General features: G+C 52.1%; 20 protein-coding genes. 9 read left to right on the forward strand and 11 right to left on the reverse strand.

Going from position 1 to position 22,824, the window contains the following annotated elements:
- Window positions 1-80: 80 nt before the first annotated feature.
- The gene (locus AB1K62_RS12230) at window positions 81-800 is read left to right on the forward strand and encodes a TerC family protein (protein WP_367003903.1); all 720 of its coding nucleotides are present in this window, start codon (window positions 81-83) and stop codon (window positions 798-800) included.
- 17 nt (window positions 801-817) lie between these two features.
- Here AB1K62_RS12230 and AB1K62_RS12235 read toward each other — a convergent pair whose 3' ends face one another.
- Complete coding sequence (locus tag AB1K62_RS12235; protein WP_367003904.1) at window positions 818-1,243, reverse strand: nuclear transport factor 2 family protein; 426 nt, start codon at window positions 1,241-1,243, stop codon at window positions 818-820.
- A complete protein-coding gene (locus AB1K62_RS12240; protein ID WP_367003906.1) occupies window positions 1,240-1,938 on the reverse strand; it encodes a dienelactone hydrolase family protein in 699 nt (232 codons plus the stop codon). Before AB1K62_RS12240 ends, AB1K62_RS12235 begins: the two co-directional genes overlap by 4 nt.
- Window positions 1,939-2,069: 131 nt before the next feature.
- Between AB1K62_RS12240 and AB1K62_RS12245 the strand changes: the two genes are divergently transcribed.
- From AB1K62_RS12245 to AB1K62_RS12270, 6 genes are all read left to right on the forward strand, one after another.
- The gene (locus tag AB1K62_RS12245; RefSeq protein ID WP_367003907.1) at window positions 2,070-2,366 is read left to right on the forward strand and encodes a DUF6489 family protein; all 297 of its coding nucleotides are present in this window, start codon (window positions 2,070-2,072) and stop codon (window positions 2,364-2,366) included.
- Between the two features lie 17 nt (window positions 2,367-2,383).
- Entirely contained in the window at window positions 2,384-3,679 is a 1,296-nt protein-coding gene (gene mnmE, locus AB1K62_RS12250) for a tRNA uridine-5-carboxymethylaminomethyl(34) synthesis GTPase MnmE (RefSeq protein ID WP_367003908.1), read from the forward strand.
- 73 nt (window positions 3,680-3,752) lie between these two features.
- Window positions 3,753-5,612: a tRNA uridine-5-carboxymethylaminomethyl(34) synthesis enzyme MnmG gene (mnmG, locus tag AB1K62_RS12255; RefSeq protein ID WP_367003910.1), complete on the forward strand. Its 1,860-nt coding sequence runs from the start codon at window positions 3,753-3,755 to the stop codon at window positions 5,610-5,612.
- Between the two features lie 7 nt (window positions 5,613-5,619).
- Window positions 5,620-6,237: a 16S rRNA (guanine(527)-N(7))-methyltransferase RsmG gene (rsmG, locus tag AB1K62_RS12260; RefSeq protein WP_367003912.1), complete on the forward strand. Its 618-nt coding sequence runs from the start codon at window positions 5,620-5,622 to the stop codon at window positions 6,235-6,237.
- 42 nt (window positions 6,238-6,279) lie between these two features.
- A complete protein-coding gene (locus tag AB1K62_RS12265; protein WP_367003913.1) occupies window positions 6,280-7,062 on the forward strand; it encodes an AAA family ATPase in 783 nt (260 codons plus the stop codon).
- A gap of 23 nt (window positions 7,063-7,085) precedes the next feature.
- Window positions 7,086-8,021: a ParB/RepB/Spo0J family partition protein gene (locus AB1K62_RS12270; protein ID WP_367003914.1), complete on the forward strand. Its 936-nt coding sequence runs from the start codon at window positions 7,086-7,088 to the stop codon at window positions 8,019-8,021.
- Between the two features lie 102 nt (window positions 8,022-8,123).
- On the opposite strand, the gene AB1K62_RS12275 is transcribed toward AB1K62_RS12270, so the two are convergent.
- The 5 genes from AB1K62_RS12275 to AB1K62_RS12295 are packed head-to-tail and all read right to left on the reverse strand — an operon-like array spanning window position 8,124 to window position 15,301.
- Window positions 8,124-8,939 carry a TIGR03084 family metal-binding protein gene (locus tag AB1K62_RS12275; RefSeq protein ID WP_367003916.1) on the reverse strand — a complete coding sequence of 272 codons (816 nt, stop codon included), beginning with the start codon at window positions 8,937-8,939 and terminating at the stop codon, window positions 8,124-8,126.
- 60 nt (window positions 8,940-8,999) lie between these two features.
- Window positions 9,000-11,012, reverse strand: coding sequence for an acetyl-CoA carboxylase biotin carboxylase subunit (locus AB1K62_RS12280; protein WP_367003917.1), 2,013 nt, complete (start codon window positions 11,010-11,012; stop codon window positions 9,000-9,002).
- Window positions 11,013-11,022: 10 nt separating this feature from the next.
- A complete protein-coding gene (locus AB1K62_RS12285) occupies window positions 11,023-11,847 on the reverse strand; it encodes an enoyl-CoA hydratase-related protein (RefSeq protein WP_367003919.1) in 825 nt (274 codons plus the stop codon).
- Window positions 11,844-13,466, reverse strand: a complete 1,623-nt coding sequence (locus tag AB1K62_RS12290) for a carboxyl transferase domain-containing protein (protein WP_367003920.1) — start codon at window positions 13,464-13,466, stop codon at window positions 11,844-11,846. Before AB1K62_RS12290 ends, AB1K62_RS12285 begins: the two co-directional genes overlap by 4 nt.
- A gap of 2 nt (window positions 13,467-13,468) precedes the next feature.
- Window positions 13,469-15,301 carry an acyclic terpene utilization AtuA family protein gene (locus AB1K62_RS12295; RefSeq protein WP_367003922.1) on the reverse strand — a complete coding sequence of 611 codons (1,833 nt, stop codon included), beginning with the start codon at window positions 15,299-15,301 and terminating at the stop codon, window positions 13,469-13,471.
- Between the two features lie 69 nt (window positions 15,302-15,370).
- Between AB1K62_RS12295 and AB1K62_RS12300 the strand changes: the two genes are divergently transcribed.
- Window positions 15,371-16,108 carry a TetR/AcrR family transcriptional regulator gene (locus AB1K62_RS12300; protein WP_367003923.1) on the forward strand — a complete coding sequence of 246 codons (738 nt, stop codon included), beginning with the start codon at window positions 15,371-15,373 and terminating at the stop codon, window positions 16,106-16,108.
- Between the two features lie 57 nt (window positions 16,109-16,165).
- On the opposite strand, the gene AB1K62_RS12305 is transcribed toward AB1K62_RS12300, so the two are convergent.
- The 3 genes from AB1K62_RS12305 to AB1K62_RS12315 all read right to left on the reverse strand — a co-directional run bounded on the left by AB1K62_RS12305 (window position 16,166) and on the right by AB1K62_RS12315 (window position 20,926).
- Window positions 16,166-18,355, reverse strand: coding sequence for a 3-hydroxyacyl-CoA dehydrogenase NAD-binding domain-containing protein (locus tag AB1K62_RS12305; protein ID WP_367003925.1), 2,190 nt, complete (start codon window positions 18,353-18,355; stop codon window positions 16,166-16,168).
- Between the two features lie 50 nt (window positions 18,356-18,405).
- Window positions 18,406-19,620 carry an acetyl-CoA C-acetyltransferase gene (locus AB1K62_RS12310; protein WP_367003926.1) on the reverse strand — a complete coding sequence of 405 codons (1,215 nt, stop codon included), beginning with the start codon at window positions 19,618-19,620 and terminating at the stop codon, window positions 18,406-18,408.
- 145 nt (window positions 19,621-19,765) lie between these two features.
- Window positions 19,766-20,926: an acyl-CoA dehydrogenase family protein gene (locus AB1K62_RS12315; RefSeq protein ID WP_367003927.1), complete on the reverse strand. Its 1,161-nt coding sequence runs from the start codon at window positions 20,924-20,926 to the stop codon at window positions 19,766-19,768.
- A gap of 189 nt (window positions 20,927-21,115) precedes the next feature.
- On the opposite strand from AB1K62_RS12315, the gene AB1K62_RS12320 reads away from it, so the two are divergent.
- Complete coding sequence (locus AB1K62_RS12320) at window positions 21,116-21,691, forward strand: NAD(P)H-dependent oxidoreductase (RefSeq protein ID WP_367003928.1); 576 nt, start codon at window positions 21,116-21,118, stop codon at window positions 21,689-21,691.
- 21 nt (window positions 21,692-21,712) lie between these two features.
- Here the strand turns inward: AB1K62_RS12320 and AB1K62_RS12325 are convergent, their stop codons facing one another.
- A complete protein-coding gene (locus AB1K62_RS12325; RefSeq protein ID WP_367003929.1) occupies window positions 21,713-22,732 on the reverse strand; it encodes an SDR family NAD(P)-dependent oxidoreductase in 1,020 nt (339 codons plus the stop codon).
- Window positions 22,733-22,824: the final 92 nt, after the last annotated feature.

The raw sequence follows: 22,824 nt of genomic DNA on the forward strand, positions 1-22,824 counted from the left end.
TATGTGGAGTGGCGCGGGTTGCGTCATGATTTCTATAACCCTATGCCAAGCAAAAGCTATTTTGGACCTATAATTCTTATATGATCGATATCTTTAATTTTACCATATCGGCTGTCCCCGGCCTTGGTTCTTTGTCAGATATGTGGGCGGCCATTGTCCATGATTTTACCAATATAGGTTCACCAGAGGCTTTGGCGGCCTTTGGACAGGTTGTGTTGATCGACCTTGTTTTTGCAGCGGATAACGCGATTGTAGTCGGTGCTCTTGCCGGTAACTTGCCACCGGATCAGCGGCGTAAAGTCATCATGATCGGTATCAGCGTTGCGTTGATCATGCGTATCATATTTGCGCTTGCGGTGAGCATGCTGCTCTCAATTGTCGGATTGATTTTTGCAGGCGGGTTGCTGCTGTTGTGGGTTGCATGGAATTTTTGGCGTGAAATATTCCACAAAGATGAATCTTCCGGTTCTCCCGAGATTGCTGGTGATGAACATAGCGGGATAAAGTCGCGGAAAACCTTTTGGGGTGCCGTTTGGGCAGTCACAGCGGCTGATATATCCATGAGCCTGGATAATGTTCTCGGTGTTGCTGGAGCTGCGCGTGAACATCCCGGCATATTGGTGGTCGGCCTGCTGTTATCTGTCGCATTGATGGGTATCGCAGCCAATGTCATCGCCAAATATATCGAACGCTATAAATGGATCGCCTATATCGGTCTGGCCGTGATTGTCTGGGTCGCAGGACGCATGATCTATGATGGCATAGTCGACCCTAAACTGGGCATGATGACGTTGTTCTAACGCAGCTCTCGCGGTAGCTAATTCTTCATCTTCTCCAGCATCTTTCCCATTTCTTCCCAGACCTTGTTGATCGCCTTTAACGGGCGGACCATCACCTTGAAGTCCTGTATCAGGCCCTCGTCATTCCAGGTGATAATGTCCACGCCGTTGACCTGAATATCGTCAAGCTCGAGCGTAAACTCCAGCATTGCCATATTGGCGTCATCATCGACAATTTCCCGGACATAGCGAAAGCTGTCATTGCCCAGCACCGTGTCGGCGGCGGTTAAATAGGCCATAACAATGAGTTTGCCCACCTGTGGTGTATGAACCACAGGGGAGTGGAAGACAGCATCCTCGGCCAGTTGCGCGCTTAGTTCGGCTGCGCCGTTATCGGGGCTATTTTCATGCCCTTTATCAGCTAAGCGCGCATGCCATGCTTTCAGGTTCTGGCGGGCGCTCATCCCAGATGCTTCTTGAAAAATTCAGCCGTGCGGCTATCGGCGAGATTTGCCGCAGCTTCATCTCTCCGGCTGCCGAATTCAGAAGCAAATCCGTGATCCAGACCTTCATAATCGTGCAAGGTAACCTTGGGGTGATCGTCCAGTCCTTTATGGATTGCTGCCTGCGCTTCGGGTGGAACAAAGCCATCTGCGGTCGGGATATGCAACATGACCGGATGTGCAATAGCGTGGCTTTCACGCAGCAGTCCGTCGATACCAACGCCATAATAGCCAACCGAAGCGTTAATATCGGTTCGCGCAGCGGTCATAAATGCAAGACGTCCGCCCAGACAAAAACCGACACAGCCGACTTTTCCGCCATTTACCTGTTCACGCGCATAGTGGATTGCGGCTTCAATATCCCTGATACCCTGATCCTGATCGAGTTTATTCATCAGATCGAGCGCGACCTGAAACTCTTCTTCGACATCGGCGTCAAGGTCGGTGTTATCATTGATTCGCCAAAACATATCCGGGGCTACGGCAAGATAACCGGCTTTTGCCCATTTATCACATTTGGCTCTGATTCCTTTGTTTACGCCAAATATTTCCTGAATCACGATGATGGCTGCTTTTGCAGTTCCTTCAGGAGCGGCCACATAACAAGGAAATTCTTCATTCCCGCTTAGCGTCTTGATTGATTTCATTTCACCCATTTTACAATGCTCCTTTGATGATCACTTGATTAATGGTGCACAATATCCCCATATCCTGTTGTGGCAAGGTTGAAGATTATCAGTTGCGGTGAGAGAGGGAAGTTCGCTTCGACGATAAGCATAAAGGAAGCATGATGAAAGTAACCGTAGAACTGGACTGCACACCCGAAGAAGCACGGCGGTTAATGGGCTTGCCGGACGTGGGAAAGCTGAATGAAACCTATGTGAGCGAATTGTCAAAGCTCCTGCAAGGGGCCAGCTCGGTGGAACAATTGCAAAGCTTTACCAAAATTATCGCTCCAATGGGTGAGGCAGGAATCAAGATGTTCTCTTCCTTCCTGGGCGGAGCTATGGGTTCCGGGGGTTCCGGGGGGTCCGGAGGTTCCGGAAGCAAGCAACAAAAATCATCCTCGAAGAAAAAAGATTAAATATCAAATAGTTACAGATGTCTACTGCTGATACAATCTTTGCCTTGTCCAGTGGACAGCCGCCTTCGGCAATTGCTATTATCCGTATTAGCGGGCCAAAGGCCTCGTCCGCTTTGCGTATGCTTTCAGGATCAGTGCCACAAGAACGGCGGGCCAGTCTGGCGAAACTGAGTGATCCTGACAGCGGCGACCTGCTTGATACCGCCTTGTTGCTATGGTTCCCTGGTCCCAATAGTGCCAGCGGGGAAGATCTGGCCGAAATCCATTGTCATGGCGGACGCGCGGTTGTTCACGTGCTTGAAAATGCCCTCGCGAATATGGACGGACTACGCAAGGCGGAGCCTGGCGAATTTACTCGCCGTGCCTTCACTCACGGAAGAATGGATCTCGCTGAAGCAGAAGGCTTGTCTGATCTGCTTTTTGCCGAAACTGAACTTCAGCGACGGTCTGCGATACAGGCTGCTGGCGGCGCATTATCTCGCAAGGTGGAAGAATGGCAAAGCGGCATATTGCGCTTGTCTGCCATGGTCGAAGCCGAACTTGATTTTTCCGACGAAGATGATGTGGCTCCGGCACAGCTCGATGCCGTGCAACTTGCAGCAAGAAATCTCGCAGCTGAGATGGAAACTATGCTTGCCCGTCCGCGAGCGGAGAAGCTGCGCGAAGGGGTGCGAGTGGTTTTAGGCGGACCGCCCAATAGTGGAAAATCCACTTTGTTAAACGCGCTGGTGGAACGGGAAGCGGCGATTGTGTCGCCCATAGCAGGGACCACGCGTGATGTGATTGAGGTTCCGATTGCAATAAAGGGCATTCCGTTTCTGTTTATTGATACGGCTGGTGTCCGTGATGATGGTGCTGAGGAGATTGAGCGAATAGGAATTGACCGGGCGCGCAAACAGTTTGAACTGGCGGATTTGATTCTATGGTTAGGTCCCGAAGGTGAGGGGCCCCAGAGCGATGCTCTGGTAGAAATAGCATCGCGACTAGACCATCCCGATTATCAATCAAAATCGCCCGATGTGCTTTCTGTTTCTCCGCTCGCTGGCACAGGGATGAATGATCTGGTTAGCTTATTGGTCGAGCGCGCCAGACAGGTTGTTCCCCACGGTGACGAGATTAGCGTGAATCAACGCCAAGCTGATAATCTGGCTATGGCACAGAAAAGTTTGAGCGAGATCCCGGGATTTGAGGATTATCTAATCATTGCGGAACAATTGCGTTTGGCACGCGGCTCTCTTGATGCGATTACGGGTCGTGCCAGCACAGAAGATATGCTCGATAGTCTTTTTGGGAAATTCTGTATCGGTAAGTGAATGTTTCACGTGGAACAGATGATTGGTGCGGATAGTTTTGACCTGAAACTTGCGTTCCGCTATGGGCGGCAGGATGAAACGTGATTTTGATCTGATTGTCGTAGGCGGTGGGCACGCCGGCTGTGAAGCTGCCGCAGTGGCCGCGCGCATGGGTGTGCGTACGGCTTTGGTGAGTTTCACGAAAGAGAGCATTGGCGCAATGTCTTGTAATCCCGCCATTGGTGGTTTGGGCAAAGGACATTTGGTGCGGGAAGTTGATGCCTTCGATGGATTGATCGGACGAGCAGCTGATGCAGCCGGAATCCACTACCGGATGCTCAATATGTCAAAGGGGGCAGCGGTTCAGGGTCCACGGCTACAAGCGGACCGTAAATTATATAAAGCGGCCATCCACCGGATGCTCGACATACAGGAAAATCTTTCCATAGTGGAAGGCGAAGTCGCATCTCTAATATTTGAATCGGACAGCGTTCGCGGGATTCGCTTAATCGACGATAGCCAGATTACCGCATCGGTAGTAATATTAGCGACCGGTACATTTTTGAACGGGAAGCTGTTTCGCGGTGAAGAAACAGTTTCGGGTGGCCGTACTGGTGAAGCCAGTGCGGTTTTTCTTGGTCAGCAGATCCGCGAAGCAGGTCTTCCTATAGCGCGCATGAAGACGGGAACCCCGCCTCGAATAGATGCACGGACAATTGACTGGGCTAAGCTGCCCGAGCAACCTTCCGATGATGGGGATTGGACTATGTCCCCCTTGTCTACAGGTCGTCAGGTTCCGCAGATTTTTTGTGCGATTAGCCGGACCAATGCTCATACCCATGATATTATTCGCGGAAATCTAGATCGCTCCCCGTTATTCAGCGGCGCTATTGATGCGCTTGGCCCGCGTTATTGTCCGTCGATCGAAGATAAAATTCATCGCTTTGCCGACCGTGATTCCCATCAGGTTTTTCTAGAACCGGAAGGATTGGATACGCATTATGTATATCCAAATGGGATCAGTAGTTCTTTGCCAGCAGAAGTTCAGGAAGCTTTTGTCCGGACGATGGACGGGCTAGCGCAAGCAGAAATCATCGTACCTGGCTATGCGGTGGAATATGACCATATTGACCCGCGGGCTTTGGATAGTTCCTTGAAAGTCCGGGAAATGGAAGGCCTATATTGTGCCGGACAGATTAACGGGACTACGGGATATGAGGAAGCTGCCGCACAAGGATTGATAGCTGGCATAGGTGCCGCTTGTATGATTCAGGGTAAGCCGGTTCCCGAATTGGATCGCGGAACAAGCTATATCGCTGTGATGATTGATGACCTGATCTTGCAAGGTGTAACAGAACCATATCGGATGCTAACCGCACGCGCGGAATATCGTCTGCGTCTGAGAGCGGATAATGCTACAACGCGATTAAGCGCAGTTGCACAAAGTGTAGGATGTTTGGGTGAAGAGCGGTTGCGTTGGTTCAACCAGCGTGAGGAACAGCGAACGGATATCATGAAACAGCTTGAGGCGAGCCATAGCTGTGACGTTATTGCCAAGCAGGGCATTGAAGTGCGACGTGATGGAACAAAACAGTCATTGTTTGATTGGTTGCGCTTTCCTAATATCACGCTTGAATCACTGGAAGGCCTAATAGCTTGCGGCGATATTGCCCCGATCCTGTTGACCGAGATTGAGGAAGATGCCCGCTACGCGCCATATCTTGAACGACAAGATTCTGAGTTGAAAGATTTACGTGCAAATGAGCAAATTCGTCTCGACGAGCAACTCGATTATTCCGCCATACCGGGCTTATCAAATGAAATGGTGGCCCGTCTGAATAGCGCGAAACCTGAAACACTGGCTGCTGCTTCCCGCCTTCGCGGGATTACACCTGCTGCACTGGCTGCAATATTGGTCCATGCGCGTCGCAGTTCAAATAGTTTGGCGGCATGATCAAGGCATGAGAGAACAAGAGGCGCAGGATTGGCTGCGCGATAATTTTGACGTTCCACGTGAAACATGGCAACAGATTGAATTATTTCTGGATCTCCTGAAAGAGGAAATGGAGCACCAGAATCTGATCTCCAAATCCAGCGCGGATCATATCTGGGAACGTCATGTCGTCGATAGCGCGCAACTATTATTGCATGCACCAAAGGGGGAGGATGATAAGCTGTGGCTGGACCTTGGCACCGGTGCTGGTTTTCCCGGTATCATCATTGCTATTCTTGGGGATTATAAAGTCGAGATGGTTGAATCGCGCGCACGCCGTGTTACTTTTCTTGAATCTGTCGTGCGCAAACTGGGTTTGACCGAAAAGGCCTTGGTTTTTGGTAGTCGATTGGAGAATGTCGAAACTCATCCCGTTGATGTGATTAGTGCGAGGGCTTTTGCGCCATTACCCAAATTACTTTCACTTTCTCACCGCTTTTCCACAAAAAATACGGTTTGGCTCTTACCAAAGGGCAAAAATGCAGTAAGAGAGTTAAAAGGCTTGTCACCAAAACGGCAAAAAATGTTTCACGTGGAACAGAGTTTGACCGATCCGTCAGCGGGGATATTGTTGGGAATTGGTTGAAAACACGATATTGTGTCGGCTTAGCAAAGGGTTCTTGATAAAATGGTCCGGATAGCGATAGCAAATCAAAAAGGGGGGGTCGGAAAAACGACCACGGCAATCAACGCGGCCACTGCTCTTGCCGCCAGTGGGTGGAAGGTTCTGCTGATCGATCTTGATCCGCAAGGAAACGCATCCACCGGACTTGGTGTTTCTCAGGCAGACCGCACAAATAGCAGCTATGACCTCCTGATTTCTGATGTGTCCTTGAATGATTGCGTTGTTCATACAGCGGTTCCCGGATTGGACATCGTTCCTGCGACGGTTGATCTATCAGGCGCAGAAGTCGAGCTGGTTGAATTTGAAGAACGTACCCACCGTCTAAAAAAGGCTCTGGATAGCGGAAACGAGGGGCACTGGGACATTTGTCTAATAGATTGCCCGCCATCGCTAGGTCTGCTGACACTCAATGCGATGGTCGCGGCTGAATCGTTAATGGTGCCGCTGCAATGCGAGTTTTTTGCGCTAGAGGGGCTTAGCCAGCTTCTACAGACAGTCGAACGTATTCGCGCCCGTTTCAATCGGGGACTTTCGGTTATGGGCGTTGTGCTCACCATGTATGACCGGCGGAACAAGTTGACCGAGCAGGTTTCCGATGATGTCCGCGCGTGTCTTGGTAATATTGTGTTTGATACCGTTATCCCGCGTAATGTCAGACTATCCGAGGCACCTAGCCACGGTTTGCCCGCCCTTATTTATGACCACCGGTGCAGCGGATCGGAGGCATATATCAATCTGGCCCGCGAATTGATCGCCCGTCTACCGGAACGGAAAGTGGCTGCATAATGGCTAATGAAGAAAGCACTTCAATGACCAAAAAGACGTCGGCTAAAAAAGCCACCGGACTGGGTAGGGGGTTGAACTCCCTTTTTGGCGAGATCCAGCGGGAAGAACCACTGGATCAGAGCTCAGAAACGCAGTCTGGTGACAAGGCCTTGGATAATCGCACCGATGGTCTGCGCTCTATAGCTATATCCGATATTCGCCCTAATCCCGATCAGCCGCGACAGGTTTTTGATAATGAAGCACTGGATGAACTTGCCGACAGCATGAAAATGCGGGGCGTGGTTCAGCCGATTGTTGTTAGGCCGCTTGGCAAGAGCTTCCAGATTGTCGCCGGTGAGCGGCGTTGGCGCGCAGCTCAGCGTGCACGGCTGCATCAGGTTCCGGCAATTGTGCGTACTCTTAATGATGCCGAAACACTGGAAATAGCGATTGTCGAGAATGTTCAGCGGCGCGATTTAAACGCTATCGAAGAAGCTGAAGCCTATGTGAAACTGAAAGATGATTTCGGCCATAGTCAAGCGAAGCTCGCTGAATTGGTAGGTAAATCGCGTAGCCATATTGCCAATCTGATGCGTTTGCTCGACCTGCCGGAATCGGTGCGGCTACTGGTTGGTGAGGAAAAGCTGACAATGGGTCACGCCCGGGCGCTTATCAATGCGCCTGATCCAGCGGCACTAGCCGAGCAGATTGTGAAAAACGGCCTTTCTGTTCGCGATACCGAAAAACTGGTACGAAAAGCCCTTGGTGGATCGCGACAGAAAAGCAAGACACAGGCGAGTGGTAGCAAGGAAAATGATGCCGATATTCGCGCTGTCGAAAGTCATTTGGGTGATCTATTGGGCCTGAAAGTCGCCATTCAGTCCAAGGGGCAAACGGGCGCAGGCGCAATGACTATAAATTACAGCAATCTTGATCAGCTGGATCTTATTTGTCAGCGTTTAACCGGCGAGCATATCTGATATAATCATTATATATCAGTAAGTTACATTAAGTATTGTAGCGGAGAGCCGGACTTAAAACAGCCTGAAATAGCACCGCCGTCTTGCTGATTAACTCAATATCTACGCCGCTCGCATGACACGTGTGCCTGGTGCAGGCGGCTTTTCAGCAGCACCGGCAAAACATTGTGCTATCGCCATCCAACGGGTCGCATTGGGGCCGGAAACTTCCAGATCGGTGTCGGCAATATTGCGGGTCTGGGTGACCACCTGGCAAAATTCCTCGGCTAGTCCTTCAATCTTTTCTTCTGTGTTTTTGTCACCATATTCCCAGATCGCACCGGAAGGGGCCGTTAGTTTGAGATAGGGCACCGGCTGCGGTGCTTCCTCTCGATTGACTTTGAACGTCCAACCATAGGTGTTGAGACCGATCATCACGATATTACGGATGCGGTCCTGATTCTCGCGTTTAACGCCCAGCACATCATAAATGGCCTGAGCATGGGACCAGTTTTCCATCAAACGCGCGGTAATTGACGAACGCGCACTCATCGAGGGGCCAGCCCATTCCACCCGCATCGCGGGGTCCGCAGCAGCAAATTCAGGGGTCATTTTCTGATAAAAGTTGCGCCATGTCTCGACAAGCGGAGTGCCGGACAGATTGTCGAGATAATCGGCCTCAAAGAAACGCAATGATTTTTCGCCTTTTTTCGCCTTTTCCTTCATTCCGGTCATCATCTCTTTGAAAAAGGCGTGAAATTTCTCCGGATCGGTCAGCGACCAGTAAGCGGCCATGTTCCAGATATGAAGGTGGCGGATAATCGCGTTGATTGACCAGCCTTTAAAGCCGGTTACCTGCTCCATCTGTTCATCCGACAGATCTTTGACAAGCTCATATATGGCTTCACTCTCGTCGAGAAAATCCTGTGCCTGTTCCATTATTCGCACTCCCTTATATTGGCTCTTATACTGGCTTCTATATTGACCGCTATGACGGCCTCATTCAGCTTCTGTTTCGGTATCTTCTACTGCGGTAATTTCCATAATCAGGTCATCCGCTGCAATCTGTTTACCCGCGCTTGCCGCAATGACTTCAACCCTGCCATCAATTTCCGCCAGTATTTCATGCTGCATCTTCATCGCTTCCAGAACCGCAAGTTTGTCGCCCTTTGCCACAACAGCGCCTTTCTCGACGAGTATCTCAAGTAATAGGCCGTGCATCGGTGCCGTAACTATTCCACCGCCGGCCATATCTTCCATCGCGCTAAGACCGGTCATATCGGTAACGGAGAGCGACCTGTTTGCCAGTGCTACATGAAGATGACGACCGTGTGCATGATAAATTGCCGTGACCGTGCGGCCATCGACGCGCAGTTTTGCCGTGTTCTGTGTAATGGCAAGCAGCTCTACCTGAGCTTCTTGTCCGGTGCCTGCAACCCGGTAATGATCCGGGCTGATGACATGAACATGGATAGAGCCATCCGTTCCGGTTGCCTCACCAAGCTGTGCATATTGGGCAACGGTTTGCAGATTAGCCGTGCTTGACCAATCAAGCATTTCGGGATTGACGTTAAGTGCCAGTTTATGCGCGGCCTGTTGACGCAATTTATGCTGCAAAGTTGCAGCTATGGCAAAGCTGTCAAACTCATGCTTACCCAGATCAACGCCGTCTTCACCATAGTTTTCTGCGATAAACGCAGTGGTTGCCTTACCCTCGATAAAATCTGGTTTGTTCAACGCATCAATAAGGAAATCGCGGTTGGTTTTGGGACCAAAGAGAGCCGTTTGAGCCAGCGCCTTGACCATTGCCCGTCGGGCTTCTTCGCGGGTATCCCCATGGGTGATAATTTTGGCGACCATGCTATCGTAAAAGGGCGAGACTTCACCGCCGGTGGCAATGCCGCTGTCGATACGGGCTGTTTCAGCCGGATGCCACAGGTCGATATGGCCGGTGCTGGGCAGGAAATCATCGGCGGGATCTTCGGCATAGAGCCGGACCTCCATCGCATGACCAGTCAGTGTGACGTCATCTTGAGTAATGTCGAGCGGTTCGCCCTGTGCGACCTTCAATTGCAGCGCGACAAGATCAAGGCCGGTAATTTCTTCGGTTACAGGATGCTCGACCTGAAGCCGTGTGTTCATTTCCAGAAAATAGAAACTGCCGGATTGATCGAGTAGAAATTCCACCGTCCCTGCGCCGCGATAATCAACCGCGCGAGCCGCTTCTACCGCAGCTGCGCCCATTTCGGCGCGAAGCTGCGCTGTCATGACCGGGCAGGGCGCTTCCTCTATCACTTTTTGATGGCGACGCTGGACCGAGCAATCCCGTTCGCCCAGATGGATGATATTGCCATGGGCATCGGCAAAAACCTGTATCTCGACATGGCGCGGTTTGATGATTGCCTTTTCAAGAATCAATTCTCCGTTACCAAAAGCATTTTCGGCTTCTGACCGAGCCAGTTTGATGGCGTTGGGGACATCTTTTAGATCGTGAACCAGTCGCATGCCGCGTCCACCGCCGCCCGCCGCGGCCTTGACCATCAGGGGCATACCGATTTTTTCCGCTTCTGACGCCAAGGTGGCATCGGACTGGTCATCGTCCTGATAGCCGGGGACACAGGGGACACCCGCAGCAATCATCGCGCGTTTGGAACGGGCTTTGTCGCCCATCACGTCAATCGCCTTTTCCGGCGGTCCGACAAAGATGATATTGGCGTCAGAACAAGCCTGTGAAAATGCTGCATTTTCGGACAGGAATCCATAGCCGGGGTGAATGGCATCGGCGCCGCTATCCTTTGCCGCCTGAATAATATTGTCGATGAGCAAATAGGATTCATTGACCGGCGCGGGGCCGATATGCACTGCATCATCCGCCATTTGAACATGGGGGGCATCTGCATCGGCATCAGAATATACCGCAACAGTTTTAATGCCCAGCGCCTGTGCAGTGTGCATCACCCGGCAGGCAATTTCACCGCGATTGGCAATAAGGAGAGTGGATATTCGTGTCATCGCTTGTTCCTTATTCCGGTTTCACAAACCAGCTGGGTTTGCGTTTTTCAAAGAAGGAAGCAACGCCCTCTCTGGCTTCGTCGCTGACCATACGGTCGGCAAAATTTTCAGCGGCGAGACGGATCACCTCTTCGCGCGGTTTGCCCGCAATTTGACTTAGCAGCTCCTTGGTCGCTGCGACCGCGCCGGGCGCTGTGCCCAGCACCTGCTTACGAAGCTGCATCTCAATCTTTTCGAGCCCCGCCACATCATCAGCGATAAAATCGGCAAAGCCCAGCTTATGCGCCTGTGTCCCATCAAAACGTGCGGCTGTCAGCATCAACCGGCGCGCCGCGGCATAGCCAAGTTTCTGGATCACAAAGGGCGAGATTTGTGCCGGAGTCAGACCGATTGCCGTCTCGGTCATGGCAAAGCGCGCGCCGGATTCGCAGATAACGACATCGGCGCAGCACGACAGACCAAACCCGCCCGCCATTGCCGCCCCCTCGATCAGCACAATCACGACTTGCGGCGCGTTATTGACCAGATCGAATATCTCGGCGGCCTCCATCGACATTTTAATCGTGGCATCACGAGCGCCGCCGCCATTATTAGCGCCCTGAAAATTCTCTTTGAAGTTTTTCAGATCAGCGCCCGCGCAAAACACACCGCCGCGACCACGCAACGTAATCCCGCGCACTGTCCTGTCGTTACGGACAGCTTTTAAAACAGCGGCCAACTCTGCCACCAAGGCATCACTTAAGGCGTTGCGATTATCCGGCTGGTTGAGCCAGATGGTGAGCCAACCCTGTTTAAGCTCCAGTTCCAGCGTATGGGTTTCGGGAAGTTTTGTCATATCCGCGCTACTCCAAAAGCATTGGGATGAAGGGTCCGGTTTTGTGCTTCTAAAATGGTTTCCAGGGCAAAGCCCAGCACCTTGCGGGTATCACGCGGATCAATCACACCATGATCAAGCACACGGCCAGACGTGAAGAACGCACTTTCCTGATATTCGAAAATATCCCTGATACGCTGGTTCTGCTTGGCAATGGCTTCTTCATCCGGCTCTTCCCCTTTGCGCGCTGCTTGCACCCGTGCGACATGGCTCATCGTATTGGCCGCAGAGGCACCTGCCATCACGCCGGTCTTGGCATTAGGCCATGAAAACAGGAAATCGGGCTCAAAAGCGGTGCCGCTCATCCCGTAATTGCCGGCCCCGAAGCTCGCACCAATATAAAGCGCCAGTTTCGGCACACGAACATTTGAGACCGCCTGAATCATTTTGCTGCCGAGCTTTATCATCCCCTTATGCTCTGACTCGGTGCCAACAATATAACCTGTTGTATTGTTCAGGAAGATGATCGGTAATTCGGATTGATCACAAAGCTGAAAGAAATGGGTGGCTTTGGCCGCTGCTTCGGGATCAAACGGACCATTATTGCCAATCAGGCCGACGGCATGGCCCATGATGCTGGCCTGCATACACACGGTCCCGGGTCCATAACGGCTTTTAAATTCTTCAAAATCCGATCCATCGACAATCCGCGCAGCAACTTCGCGGACATCATAGGGAATGGTATAATCGGTCGGCACAATTCCCGCGATTTCATCTATATCGTAGAGCGGTTCCTCATAATCATTCTGCCGGATTGGGGGCGTATTTTTGTTCCAGTCCAACCGGCCCATGGTGTCGCGGGCAATTTCAATGCCGTGGGCATCATCATCTGCCAGATATTCGATTGTTCCGGTGGTGCTTGCGTGCATTTCGGTGCCGCCCAATTCGCGGTCATCGGCCACTTCGCCGGTTGCAGCATGGACCAGCGCTGCCCCGCCCAGTGCCGCCATGCCGTTATCCCGCACACCGATGACATAATCAGACATGCCCGGCATATAGGCGCCACCTGCGGTCGATGGGCCGTGCAAGACCACCATTGTCGGGATACCCGCTGCGCTAAGCCACGCAAGATTGCGGAACAGCATCCCGCCATGCGCCCAAAGCTCGACCTTATATTCCATCAGGTTCGCGCCCGCGCTTTCGACCAGATGGATGAACGGGAGCTTTAATTTCTGCGCCATTTTTTGTGCGCCTTTGGCTGCATCCCATCCCCCCGATGTTGCTGCGCCCGCGCGAATGCCGCTATCATCGACCCAGATCATGGAGCGCACACCCTTGACAAAACCGATGCCCAATATGGCGCTACCACCGGGGATGCTGGTGTCGGGATTGTCATCCTCCAGCAGATAATTGGCCATGTTATAAAGCCGTAAAAACGGCATGCCGGGATCAAGTAAGCGAGTCAGCCGTTCATGCGGAGTAAGCTGACCGCGCTTTTCAAAGGTTGGGCGGCGCTTTTCCGACGCGGTGATTGCGCGCTGTTCCAGAGTGCGTAACTGCTCAATGAGCGCCAGCATCTCCTGACGATACTGGATATAACTATCGGAACCGATGGAGATTTTTGATTTAAACTGGGGCATGATCAAAACGCCTTGGGCTTGAGGTCTATAAGAGAGTCGGGAATCGGAACAGGAGCGGCGAGCAATATTTGGGCATAGCTTTTGGCCTGTGGGTCATTGCGTAATGAGGCAATTCCGCCCCCGCCCAATATGTCATGGAGCAGGAAGTTTATCGCGCCTGTCCCGGGCAAATAGAAACGCTCGACGCTGGATGGATTATTGGGGCTGGCAAGAAAATGGGCAAAGCGTTCACGCACAAAGTCCTCGCTCAACGCATGCCAGATCCATGGCGCAAATTTCTTGTCTCGTGGCAATATGCCGATATTGGCTTTATCGCCCTTGTCCCCTGACCGGCCCCATGCGAGCTGGATAAGCGGAACCTCTGTCATGGTATCATCGCTCTCAGGCAAGGCGGGCAGTGCTGGGCGCTGTAGACTGTCCGGATCAAATGCTGTGCCGGATGTTTGTGAAAAATCATGGACGGCATCGCCAACCGCCAGCGAAACCGGAACCTGTGACTTTGGTATCAGCAGCGAAAACAATCGCACGACGGGAGAAGGCTTTGGTCGCCCGCCAGCAAATGATGTCAGTCCCGGTGGGCTGGCTAGTGCCAGACCCGTTGCTTCTTTTAAGAGCAGCATTGCCGCCTTTGGATCCCGGTGTTTGACTCCGATTTTAAGAACGACCTCGCGTGCCTCGGCCGCTTGGGCAAAGGCTCCATAATGGTTGTCGTCACCCAAAGTCTCAATCAACACATCGTCAAAATCACCGGCATTGGATGCCTGCAATTTTGCTCGCGTCCTTTTGAGCGCATTGGCGGCAAAACTCTCGGCCTTCTTCTTCGCATCCATGCCAATAAAGAAAAATGGCACGACCAGTTTCCAGCCATCCGCATAGGTTACGCAAGTTTTATATGTATCGGGCACGGCATGGCCGATTGCTCCGGAAACTGCCACGCGGTCTTTGCCACGCTGCTGCAAATCCACATTGCTGAAATCGCAGATAACGTCAGCTAATATATAAGCCTGTGGGTCGCCAATCTCATAGAGCATTTGCTCCCCGACCGTGCCGATATTGACTATGCCGCCTGTGCCTTCTGGCTTGGTAGTGATGAAGCTGCCGTCGCGCGCGATCTCTGTGATCGGATATCCGGCATTGTCCATGCTGCTTGCAACGCTCTCCCAATCGGTGAAATTACCGCCGGTGGCTTGTGGCCCACATTCCAATATATGTCCGGCAAGACTACCCCCCGCAAGGCAATCAAGATCGCTCGCGCTCCAGCCAAATTCATGGATGCACGCGCCCAGTGTCACCGCGCTGTCTACGCAGCGGCCAGTGATGACAATATCTGCGCCTTTATCAAGCGCAGCAGCAATCGGGAAAGCGCCCAGATAGGCGTTGATGCTGGCAATAGTATCGGGTTTCGGAAATGCCTCTCCGGAAAACATTTCGCGATGCTCTGAAAATTCGGCCGCGCGGGATGTCAGATCATCACCAGTGACAACCGCTACTGTAAGGTCAAGTCCGGCTTCGGCAACCAGGGCGCGCACCGCTTCGCCGCAAGCCGCCGGATTGGTGCCGCCCGCGTTAGAGATCAGCTTGATTTTCTGTTTGGCAATTTCCGCAATATGCAGCTTGATAACCGCAGAGACAAAATCGGTCGCATAGCCCATGTCCGGATTTTTGGCCCGCGCCCGCGCCATGATCGACATGGTTATTTCTGCCAGATAGTCGAAAACGATATAGTCGAGTGGCTGACCGTTCCGGACTGCGGATAAAAACTGGGGAATAGCCATATCGGATTCGCCCCAGAAACCACTGGCCCCGCCAATCCGGATGATCTTGTCATTTGACACATCGACTCTCCTAAGGCTAATTGAATAGCATTCGGTATTTTCGAGTCAAGCTCAATAAGGAATGGTTTGTTGGTAAGCAAAGCAATGAATCCGGAAACGCGCCGCGCAAAGGTTGAGCGCAAGGAGCAAAGCATCTTGAGCGCCGCACGCGGGGTTTTCGTCGAGCATGGCTTTGACGGTGCACGTATGTCGGAAATTGCCCGCCGTGCCAGTATCGGTGAGGGCACCATCTATGGCTATTATGAGTCCAAGGCAGAATTGATGCTGGCGGTACTACAGCAGTTCTGGGACGGGCTGACGCTGGAGGCAGAAGCTGTCATGGCGTCATCGCGTGTCACGGGCGGCGGTTTTTTTGACCGGCTATGCGCGCTGGCCGAATATCATCTGAACACAGTGATTGTGAATGGCGATTTCATCAACCTGACTTTCGCGTTACGGCGCAATAACAGCGAGGTCAGTGTTTCACGCGATCATCTACGCAAATATGTTGCGGTGTTCGACCGGCTGTTCCTTCGCGGTCAGGATCGTGGAGAAATACGGCAAGATGCGGTGTTGTGGCAGGCTCGTGACGTATTTTACGGCACGCTGGAATATAGTGCACGCTCGATCGAAATGACAATGGACGCAGAGCGCACGACAAGGGAACAAAAGCCGGTAGTCGACCAGATGATAGCCTTGTTCCGTGCACATTATGGGGCAGAGCCGGGTGCAATAGCGACCGATGACGTAGTGCTGGACCGTTTGAGCATGAAAATAGACGAGCTTTCCGAAAAACTCGATAGATTGGACCAGCGCCTTTCGCGCTAGGGCTAACGCCCCGTCATACCCGCTGACGCAAAGATGACGGGGCATCAGAATATTTGTTTACGCTGCCTTGTAAAAACTTTCGCCTGCATCTGCTTTTGCGCGAAAACTCATCGGCGGTTTGAACCGTTCGCCATGCTTCTGGGCGAGTTGATCGGCAGTGCGAACGAAATTATCGACGCCGATTGTGTCGATGTGGCTCATCGGCCCGCCGGTCCACGGTGCAAAGCCCCAACCGAATATCGCGCCAAGGTCTGCCGATTGCGGGTCGGAAACCACGCCCTCGTCATAACATTCTGCGGTAGCGATAAGTTGAATATACATCAGCCGCTGTTTGACTTGTTCCACCGTCGGCTGGTCTTCGGCAAGCGGGAAATGTTCGGCCAGACCGGGCCACAGTTTTTTCGACCCATCATCGCTATATTCATAGAAACCACCACCAAAGCGACGGCCACGGCGGTCAATCTTATTGACCATGATGTCCATTAAATCCTCGGCCCCGCTAGGAACATAGGCATCGCCCATTTCTTCTTTGGTTGACGTCATAATGTCATAGCCAAGCTGCAACGTGGTTTCATCCACTACGGCCAGCGGTCCGATGGGCATGCCCATGGCAATGGCCGCATTTTCTATCAGTGCCGGTTTAATACCCTCTGCTACCATTAACATGGCTTCATTGGCATAAGGCGGGAACACGCGGTTGGTGTAAAACCCGCGCACATCCTTGACGACAATCGGCGTCTTGCGGATCTTTGCGTTATAATCAATCGCGGTGGCCAGCGCCTTGTCGCCGGTTTTTTCGCCCGGAATAATTTCCAGCAACGGCATTTTTTCAACCGGAGAGAAAAAGTGCATGCCGATAAACTGGTCTGGCCGCTCGCTGTTTTTGGCAAGGCCGGTAATGGGCAGGGTGGAAGTGTTGGAAGCAAATACAACATCCTTGCGGATTACGGCTTCGGTCTTTTTGATCACATCGGCTTTGACATCAGGCCGTTCAAAAACAGCCTCGATAATCAGATCGACATCTTTCAGGTCGTCATAATTGTCGGTCGGGGTGATCCGCGCCATGAACGCATCGGCTTTGTCCTTAGTCATCTTGCCACGCTTTACGCGTTTGTCGATAATTTTCTGGCTGTAATCGACAGCTTTTTGCGCTTCTTCCATATTGCGGTCGAGAACGATAACATTCATGCCGCCCTTGGCCGTGACATGGGTGATACCGGACCCCATTAACCCGGCGCCAAGCACGCCAACCGTTTTCAATTCGCTCTCGGGTACATCTTTTGGACGGGCCGCGCCTTTTTCTGCCGCTTGTTTGTTAACGAACAGCGTGCGGATCATATTTTTCGATTGCGGGCCGGATAACAGCTTAGTGAAATATTTTGATTCCACGCGCAATGCCGTGTCGATAGGCAGCATCGACCCTTCATAGAGGCAGGACAATATGGCCTTGACTGCTTCATAATTGCCCTTGCTCTGTTTCAGCGCCATGGCCGAAGAACCAAGATAAAGCGGAACCGCGCGTGGGTCCATTGATCCTGCGCCACCGGGGAATTTCCATCCTTTTTTATCCCACGGTGCGGATGCTTTCGGATTGGCTTTCACCCATTCTTTTGCTTTGGCAACCACGTCCTCTGCAGGAACCACTTCATCGATAATTTTTTGTGCCAGAGCGGCCTGCGGGTTCATCGGCTGACCCATCATGATCGCCATGCCAGCAGCCTGCAAGCCTGCGAGGCGTGGTAGACGCTGTGTTCCGCCGCCGCCGGGCAATAGACCAACGTGCACTTCGGGAAGGCCAAGTTGCAATTTCGGATTATCGGCGCAAACGCGGTAATGACATGCCAGCGCCAGTTCCAACCCGCCACCAAGGGCAAGCCCGTTCAGCGCGCAAGCCACCGGCTTGGCGTGGGCGCTGCCTTTAAGCAGGTCTTTCGCGCTGTGGCCGCCAGTTTCCATTTTTCGCAATAACCCGTTGAGTGCCCAGGCTTGATCAAAGGCATCCTTCGTCGTTTCGGCTGTGGAAGAGCCAAGCATATTGAGGTCAGCGCCAGCGAGGAAACCGGATTTTTTACCAGATGTAATCACTGCGCCTTTGATGGCGTCATTGGATATCAACTCGTCCACAAACTTCGGGAAGTCGGCCATCAGGTCCGCGTTCCACACGTTCATGGACTGTCCGGGAAGATCAATGGTGACAAGGGCTATGCCGTCGTTATCAATATCAACGGTGAGTGTTTTATAGGTCATGGATTTTATCCTGCTAAATATTGGATTTTGGCGGTGGGTTGACGTTCCGTCTAGTTCACCCGCTCGATAATCGTGGCAATCCCCATGCCGCCGCCGATACACAGCGTCGACAAGGCAGTTTGTTTGCCCGAACGTTCCAGCTCGTCCAGCACTGTGCCAAGGATCATCGCGCCGGTTGCACCCAAAGGATGGCCCATTGCAATAGCCCCGCCATTTACGTTGATGTCACTATGATCGACTTTCATCGCATCCATGAAACGCAGGACAACAGCGGCAAAAGCCTCGTTCAGTTCCCACAGATCAATATCGCCAGCTTCCATGCCAGCGCGTTTCAGCGCTTTTTGCGCCGCGAATTCGGGTCCGGTGAGCATGATCGTCGGCTCTGATCCGATTGCGGCCATGGACACAATGCGTGCCCGGGGTTTCAGGCCGTATTTTGTGCCCGCTTCTTCGTTCCCGATAAGCACCGCTGCCGCGCCGTCCACAATACCGGAACTATTCCCGGCATGATGGACATGATTGATTTTTTCGACATCAGGATGCTTCAGAATCGCCACATCGTTAAATCCGGGCATTTGTTCGCCCATCATCTGGAAAGCAGGGTTTAACGAACCGAGCGACTGCATATCTGTTTCAGGACGCATCAATTCGTCATGGTCCAGCACGACTTCGCCGATTACATCGCGTATGGGCAGAATGGATTTGGCAAAGCGCTTTTCTTCCCAGCTTTTTGCTGCCCTTTTCTGGCTTTCGACTGCATAAGCGTCCACATCATCGCGGCTATAACCATATTTGGTAGCGATCAGATCAGCGGAAATGCCCTGTGGTACAAAATATTCCTGAAACACCAACGAAGGGTCCGCCATGCCACCAAGGCCGTCGCTGCCCATGGGGACGCGGGACATGGATTCGACGCCGCCGCCAATCGCAAGGTCCGCCTCTCCGGATTTAATTTTGCCCGCTGCGATATTCACGGATTCCAGACCGGAGCCGCAGAAACGGTTGACCTGAATAGCCGAGGTCGTGTCCGCATATCCGGCTTTCAGCGCTGCCATCCGGCTTATAACTGCGCCTTGTTCGCCAACCGGGGAAACACAGCCATAGGCAATATCTTCGACCTCATGACCGTCCAGTGCGTTGCGGTCATTGATCGAAGCAAGCACCTGTGCCGCCAGATCGAGAGCGGTAATTTCGTGCAAGTTGCCGTCACTGCGGCCTTTGCCACGCGGGCTGCGCACAGAATCATAGATATAGGCTTCGGTCATCAGGTTCCCTCTCATTGGACAATGTTTGAGAGATACTAATGCTGCACTGCAGCACAGTCAAGCAGTTTACGTAAACGTCAATCCAGGATCAGACGACTTGCCTGATCCTTCTTGCTCTTCCGCTTTAACCCATTGAGGCGAAAATCTATTCGAGGATAGATTGATACTTTTGGCTGAACACATCACGGCCAACGATATAACGCATGATCTCGCTGCTTCCGGCATAGATGCGACTCATCCGGGCATCAGTGAAAATACGGCTGATCTCATATTCTTTCATATAGCCTGCCCCGCCATGCAGTTGCAGACCCAGATCGGCCATTTCCCATTCGATTTCACTGCCCAGCATTTTGCCCTTGGCCGCCATATTGGCTGTCAGACCGCCCTGATTATGAATCTCGACACAATGATCGACATAGACTTGTATCATATCAATCTTGGCATCCATCTCGGCCATTTTGAATTGTGTGTTCTGCATATCGGACAGCTTTTTGCCAAATACATCGCGCTCCATCACAAATTCGCGCGTAATATCAAACGCACGGCGCGCCGTGGCCGCATAGCCCACCATTCCGATCAACCGTTCTTCGGCTAGACCTTCCATCAAATGGATAAAGCCTTTGCCCGCTGTGCCGAGCTGGTTTTCCTTGGGGATTTTGACATTGTTGAAGAACAGCTCAGCCGTATCTTGTGCATGCAGACCGATTTTATCCAGATTCTGGCCGCGCTCAAAGCCTTCCATACCGCGTTCGACAATCAATAGCACCATGGCATGCTTGTCATCCACACCGGCAATTTTAGCGGCTACAATCACAATATCGGCGTTAATACCGTTGGAAATATATGTCTTGGAGCCGTTTAGCTGCCAATGGTCGCCCATATCTTTTGCCGTGGTTTTCATGCCAGACAGATCACTGCCGGCGCCCGGCTCGGTCATAGCAACGGCCAATATTGATTCCCCGTTGACGCATTTGGGTAAGAAGCGCTCGCGTTGTTCCTCTGTGCCGAAATTCTTTAAATAGGGACCGACCAGACGGCTGTGGAGCGTATTATACCATTCGGAGCAACCGGCACGGACGGTTTCCTCGATAATAATCTGTTCATAACGGAAATCATTGTCACCCATTCCGCCATATTTTTCATCTGGCCAGATCATTAGAAAGCCCTGATCGCCCGCTTTTTTGAAAATTTCACGATCAACAATTCCGGCCTCACGAAATTTGTCCATGTGCGGTGCAACCTCATCGGCCAGAAAGCGCCGATAGGCGTCGCGGAACATATGTTGCTCTTCGGTAAATTTTCGCATGGGAGGAATCCTTATTATCTGATACGCGTCAATATAATCATAAAGCGCGATATAGAATCGGCCTTAACCGGTCAATTAAAACATATCCGCTATCATATTACGCCTCGTTCATTCTGTCATAACAGGCGATCTTATCAACCCGCATAGTTGGCCGTTGCAATTGCCTGAAAAGGATTGTTAAGGGTAGCCATGGCGAAAAACGAAGACAGACCGTTTATTTTGGGCCTTGGCGGTACCACCAATCCACATTCCTCGACCGAGCAGGCTTTGGCCATAGCATTGAAAGCTGCATCGGATGCTGGCGCGGAAACAGAGCTATTCGGTTCAGCGCGGCTTTGCGGCTTACCGCATTATCTTTCTGCGGGGTTGAACGACACAGGCAAGTCACTGGTCAAAGCGGTGCGCCGGGCTGATGGCATTATATTGGCCAGTCCCGGTTATCATGGCACCATTTCGGGGCTAGTGAAAAATGCCGTTGATTATATCGAGGAAACGGCAAGCGATGACAGGGTGTATCTTGACGGGCTGCCGGTTGGATTGATCGCTACTGCTTATGGCTGGCAGGCCACAGGATCCACGCTGGCGGCAATGCGCTCGATTGTTCATGCGTTACGTGGTTGGCCAACGCCATTGGGAGTAGGGATTAATGCGTCTGGAGGTATTTTTCAGGACGGCGTTTGCGCGGATGAAAGTGTGAATCAACAACTCCGCCTCGTCGCACAGCAAGTCATGCGCGGGTCCCACCGCCGCGAACAGCACTCATAAGAACCTGAACATCATAAGCCGTTATTCAGGCGGTAGATTACCGTAAAAATCCCTGTACCAGCTAACAAATTTCTCTAAGCCCTCTTCCAGCATGACTTTCGGTTTATATCCGGTTAGCGCGTGCAGCTTGGACACATCGGCATAGGTAGCGGTAACATCGCCCGGTTGCATAGGGCGCATGATTTTTTTGGCTTCTATACCAAGCGCCTGTTCCAGAGTATTTATCATTTCCATAAGACCGACAGGCCGGCTGTCACCGATATTCAGGACACGGTGATCGCCCGATGCCGGTGGATGGTCCAGCGCACCCAATATTCCATCAACAATATCGTCAATATAGGTGAAATCCCGTGCCATTTTGCCTTCGCCGTAAACTTCAATAGCTTCACCGGCGAGGATCTTTTGGGTAAAGCTGAAATAGGCCATGTCGGGCCGACCCCATGGCCCATAGACCGTGAAGAAGCGCAGGCCGGTCTGGGGAAAGCCGTATAATTTGGCATAGGATGCGCTCATCAACTCGCATGATCTTTTGGTAGCGGCGTAAAGCGATACCGGGTCCATAGCCGGTTCCTCTTCGGTAAAGCCTTCCCCGCCCATCGGTTTGTCACCATAGACCGAGCTGGAAGACGCATAAACCAGATGCTCAAAGTCCGGTGCGTGGCGGCTGGCTTCCAGTAAACTTAGATGGCCCTGCAAGTTTGACTTTTGATAAGCAAACGGGTTTTCGATACTATAACGTACACCGGCCTGTGCGGCGAGATGGATGATCCGTTTGACGCCTTCGTCCTGTACCAATTTGCTGACGCTCTGATTATCGGATACATCCATTTGCGTAAAATGGAATTCCGGTAGTTCGCGCAGATTGTCCAGTCGGGCAGCCTTTAACTTTGGATCATAATAGTCATTCAGATTATCAATCCCGATGACTTTTTCACCCCGTTGAACCAGCTTTCGGGAAACTGCATGGCCGATAAACCCGGCTGCACCCGTAACCAATATAGGTCCGGACCGGCGCCTGCCATCATCCCGTTTTTCCATCATAGTCTTCCTTATGCTGCATATGCTTTGCGCTATGGAATAGGTAGCGGCTGTTTCAAATAGGTTAAACCTGTTTTGCGGATGCTCGACTGGCG

The sequence above is a fragment of the Parasphingorhabdus sp. JC815 genome, from assembly GCF_040717415.1.
In the GTDB taxonomy this organism is placed as follows: domain Bacteria; phylum Pseudomonadota; class Alphaproteobacteria; order Sphingomonadales; family Sphingomonadaceae; genus Parasphingorhabdus.

Coding starts and splice junctions, on each gene's coding strand:
- mnmG (WP_367003910.1), top strand. CDS start 3,753: ATGAAACGTGATTTTGATCTGATTGTCGTAGGCGGTGGGCACGCCGGC.
- AB1K62_RS12265 (WP_367003913.1), top strand. CDS start 6,280: ATGGTCCGGATAGCGATAGCAAATCAAAAAGGGGGGGTCGGAAAAACG.
- AB1K62_RS12240 (WP_367003906.1), bottom strand. CDS start 1,938: ATGGGTGAAATGAAATCAATCAAGACGCTAAGCGGGAATGAAGAATTT.
- AB1K62_RS12325 (WP_367003929.1), bottom strand. CDS start 22,732: ATGATGGAAAAACGGGATGATGGCAGGCGCCGGTCCGGACCTATATTG.
- rsmG (WP_367003912.1), top strand. CDS start 5,620: ATGAGAGAACAAGAGGCGCAGGATTGGCTGCGCGATAATTTTGACGTT.
- AB1K62_RS12320 (WP_367003928.1), top strand. CDS start 21,116: ATGGCGAAAAACGAAGACAGACCGTTTATTTTGGGCCTTGGCGGTACC.
- AB1K62_RS12310 (WP_367003926.1), bottom strand. CDS start 19,620: ATGACCGAAGCCTATATCTATGATTCTGTGCGCAGCCCGCGTGGCAAA.
- AB1K62_RS12270 (WP_367003914.1), top strand. CDS start 7,086: ATGACCAAAAAGACGTCGGCTAAAAAAGCCACCGGACTGGGTAGGGGG.
- AB1K62_RS12275 (WP_367003916.1), bottom strand. CDS start 8,939: ATGGAACAGGCACAGGATTTTCTCGACGAGAGTGAAGCCATATATGAG.
- AB1K62_RS12285 (WP_367003919.1), bottom strand. CDS start 11,847: ATGACAAAACTTCCCGAAACCCATACGCTGGAACTGGAGCTTAAACAG.
- AB1K62_RS12290 (WP_367003920.1), bottom strand. CDS start 13,466: ATGCCCCAGTTTAAATCAAAAATCTCCATCGGTTCCGATAGTTATATC.
- AB1K62_RS12305 (WP_367003925.1), bottom strand. CDS start 18,355: ATGACCTATAAAACACTCACCGTTGATATTGATAACGACGGCATAGCC.
- AB1K62_RS12235 (WP_367003904.1), bottom strand. CDS start 1,243: ATGAGCGCCCGCCAGAACCTGAAAGCATGGCATGCGCGCTTAGCTGAT.
- mnmE (WP_367003908.1), top strand. CDS start 2,384: ATGTCTACTGCTGATACAATCTTTGCCTTGTCCAGTGGACAGCCGCCT.
- AB1K62_RS12245 (WP_367003907.1), top strand. CDS start 2,070: ATGATGAAAGTAACCGTAGAACTGGACTGCACACCCGAAGAAGCACGG.
- AB1K62_RS12315 (WP_367003927.1), bottom strand. CDS start 20,926: ATGCGAAAATTTACCGAAGAGCAACATATGTTCCGCGACGCCTATCGG.
- AB1K62_RS12230 (WP_367003903.1), top strand. CDS start 81: ATGATCGATATCTTTAATTTTACCATATCGGCTGTCCCCGGCCTTGGT.
- AB1K62_RS12280 (WP_367003917.1), bottom strand. CDS start 11,012: ATGACACGAATATCCACTCTCCTTATTGCCAATCGCGGTGAAATTGCC.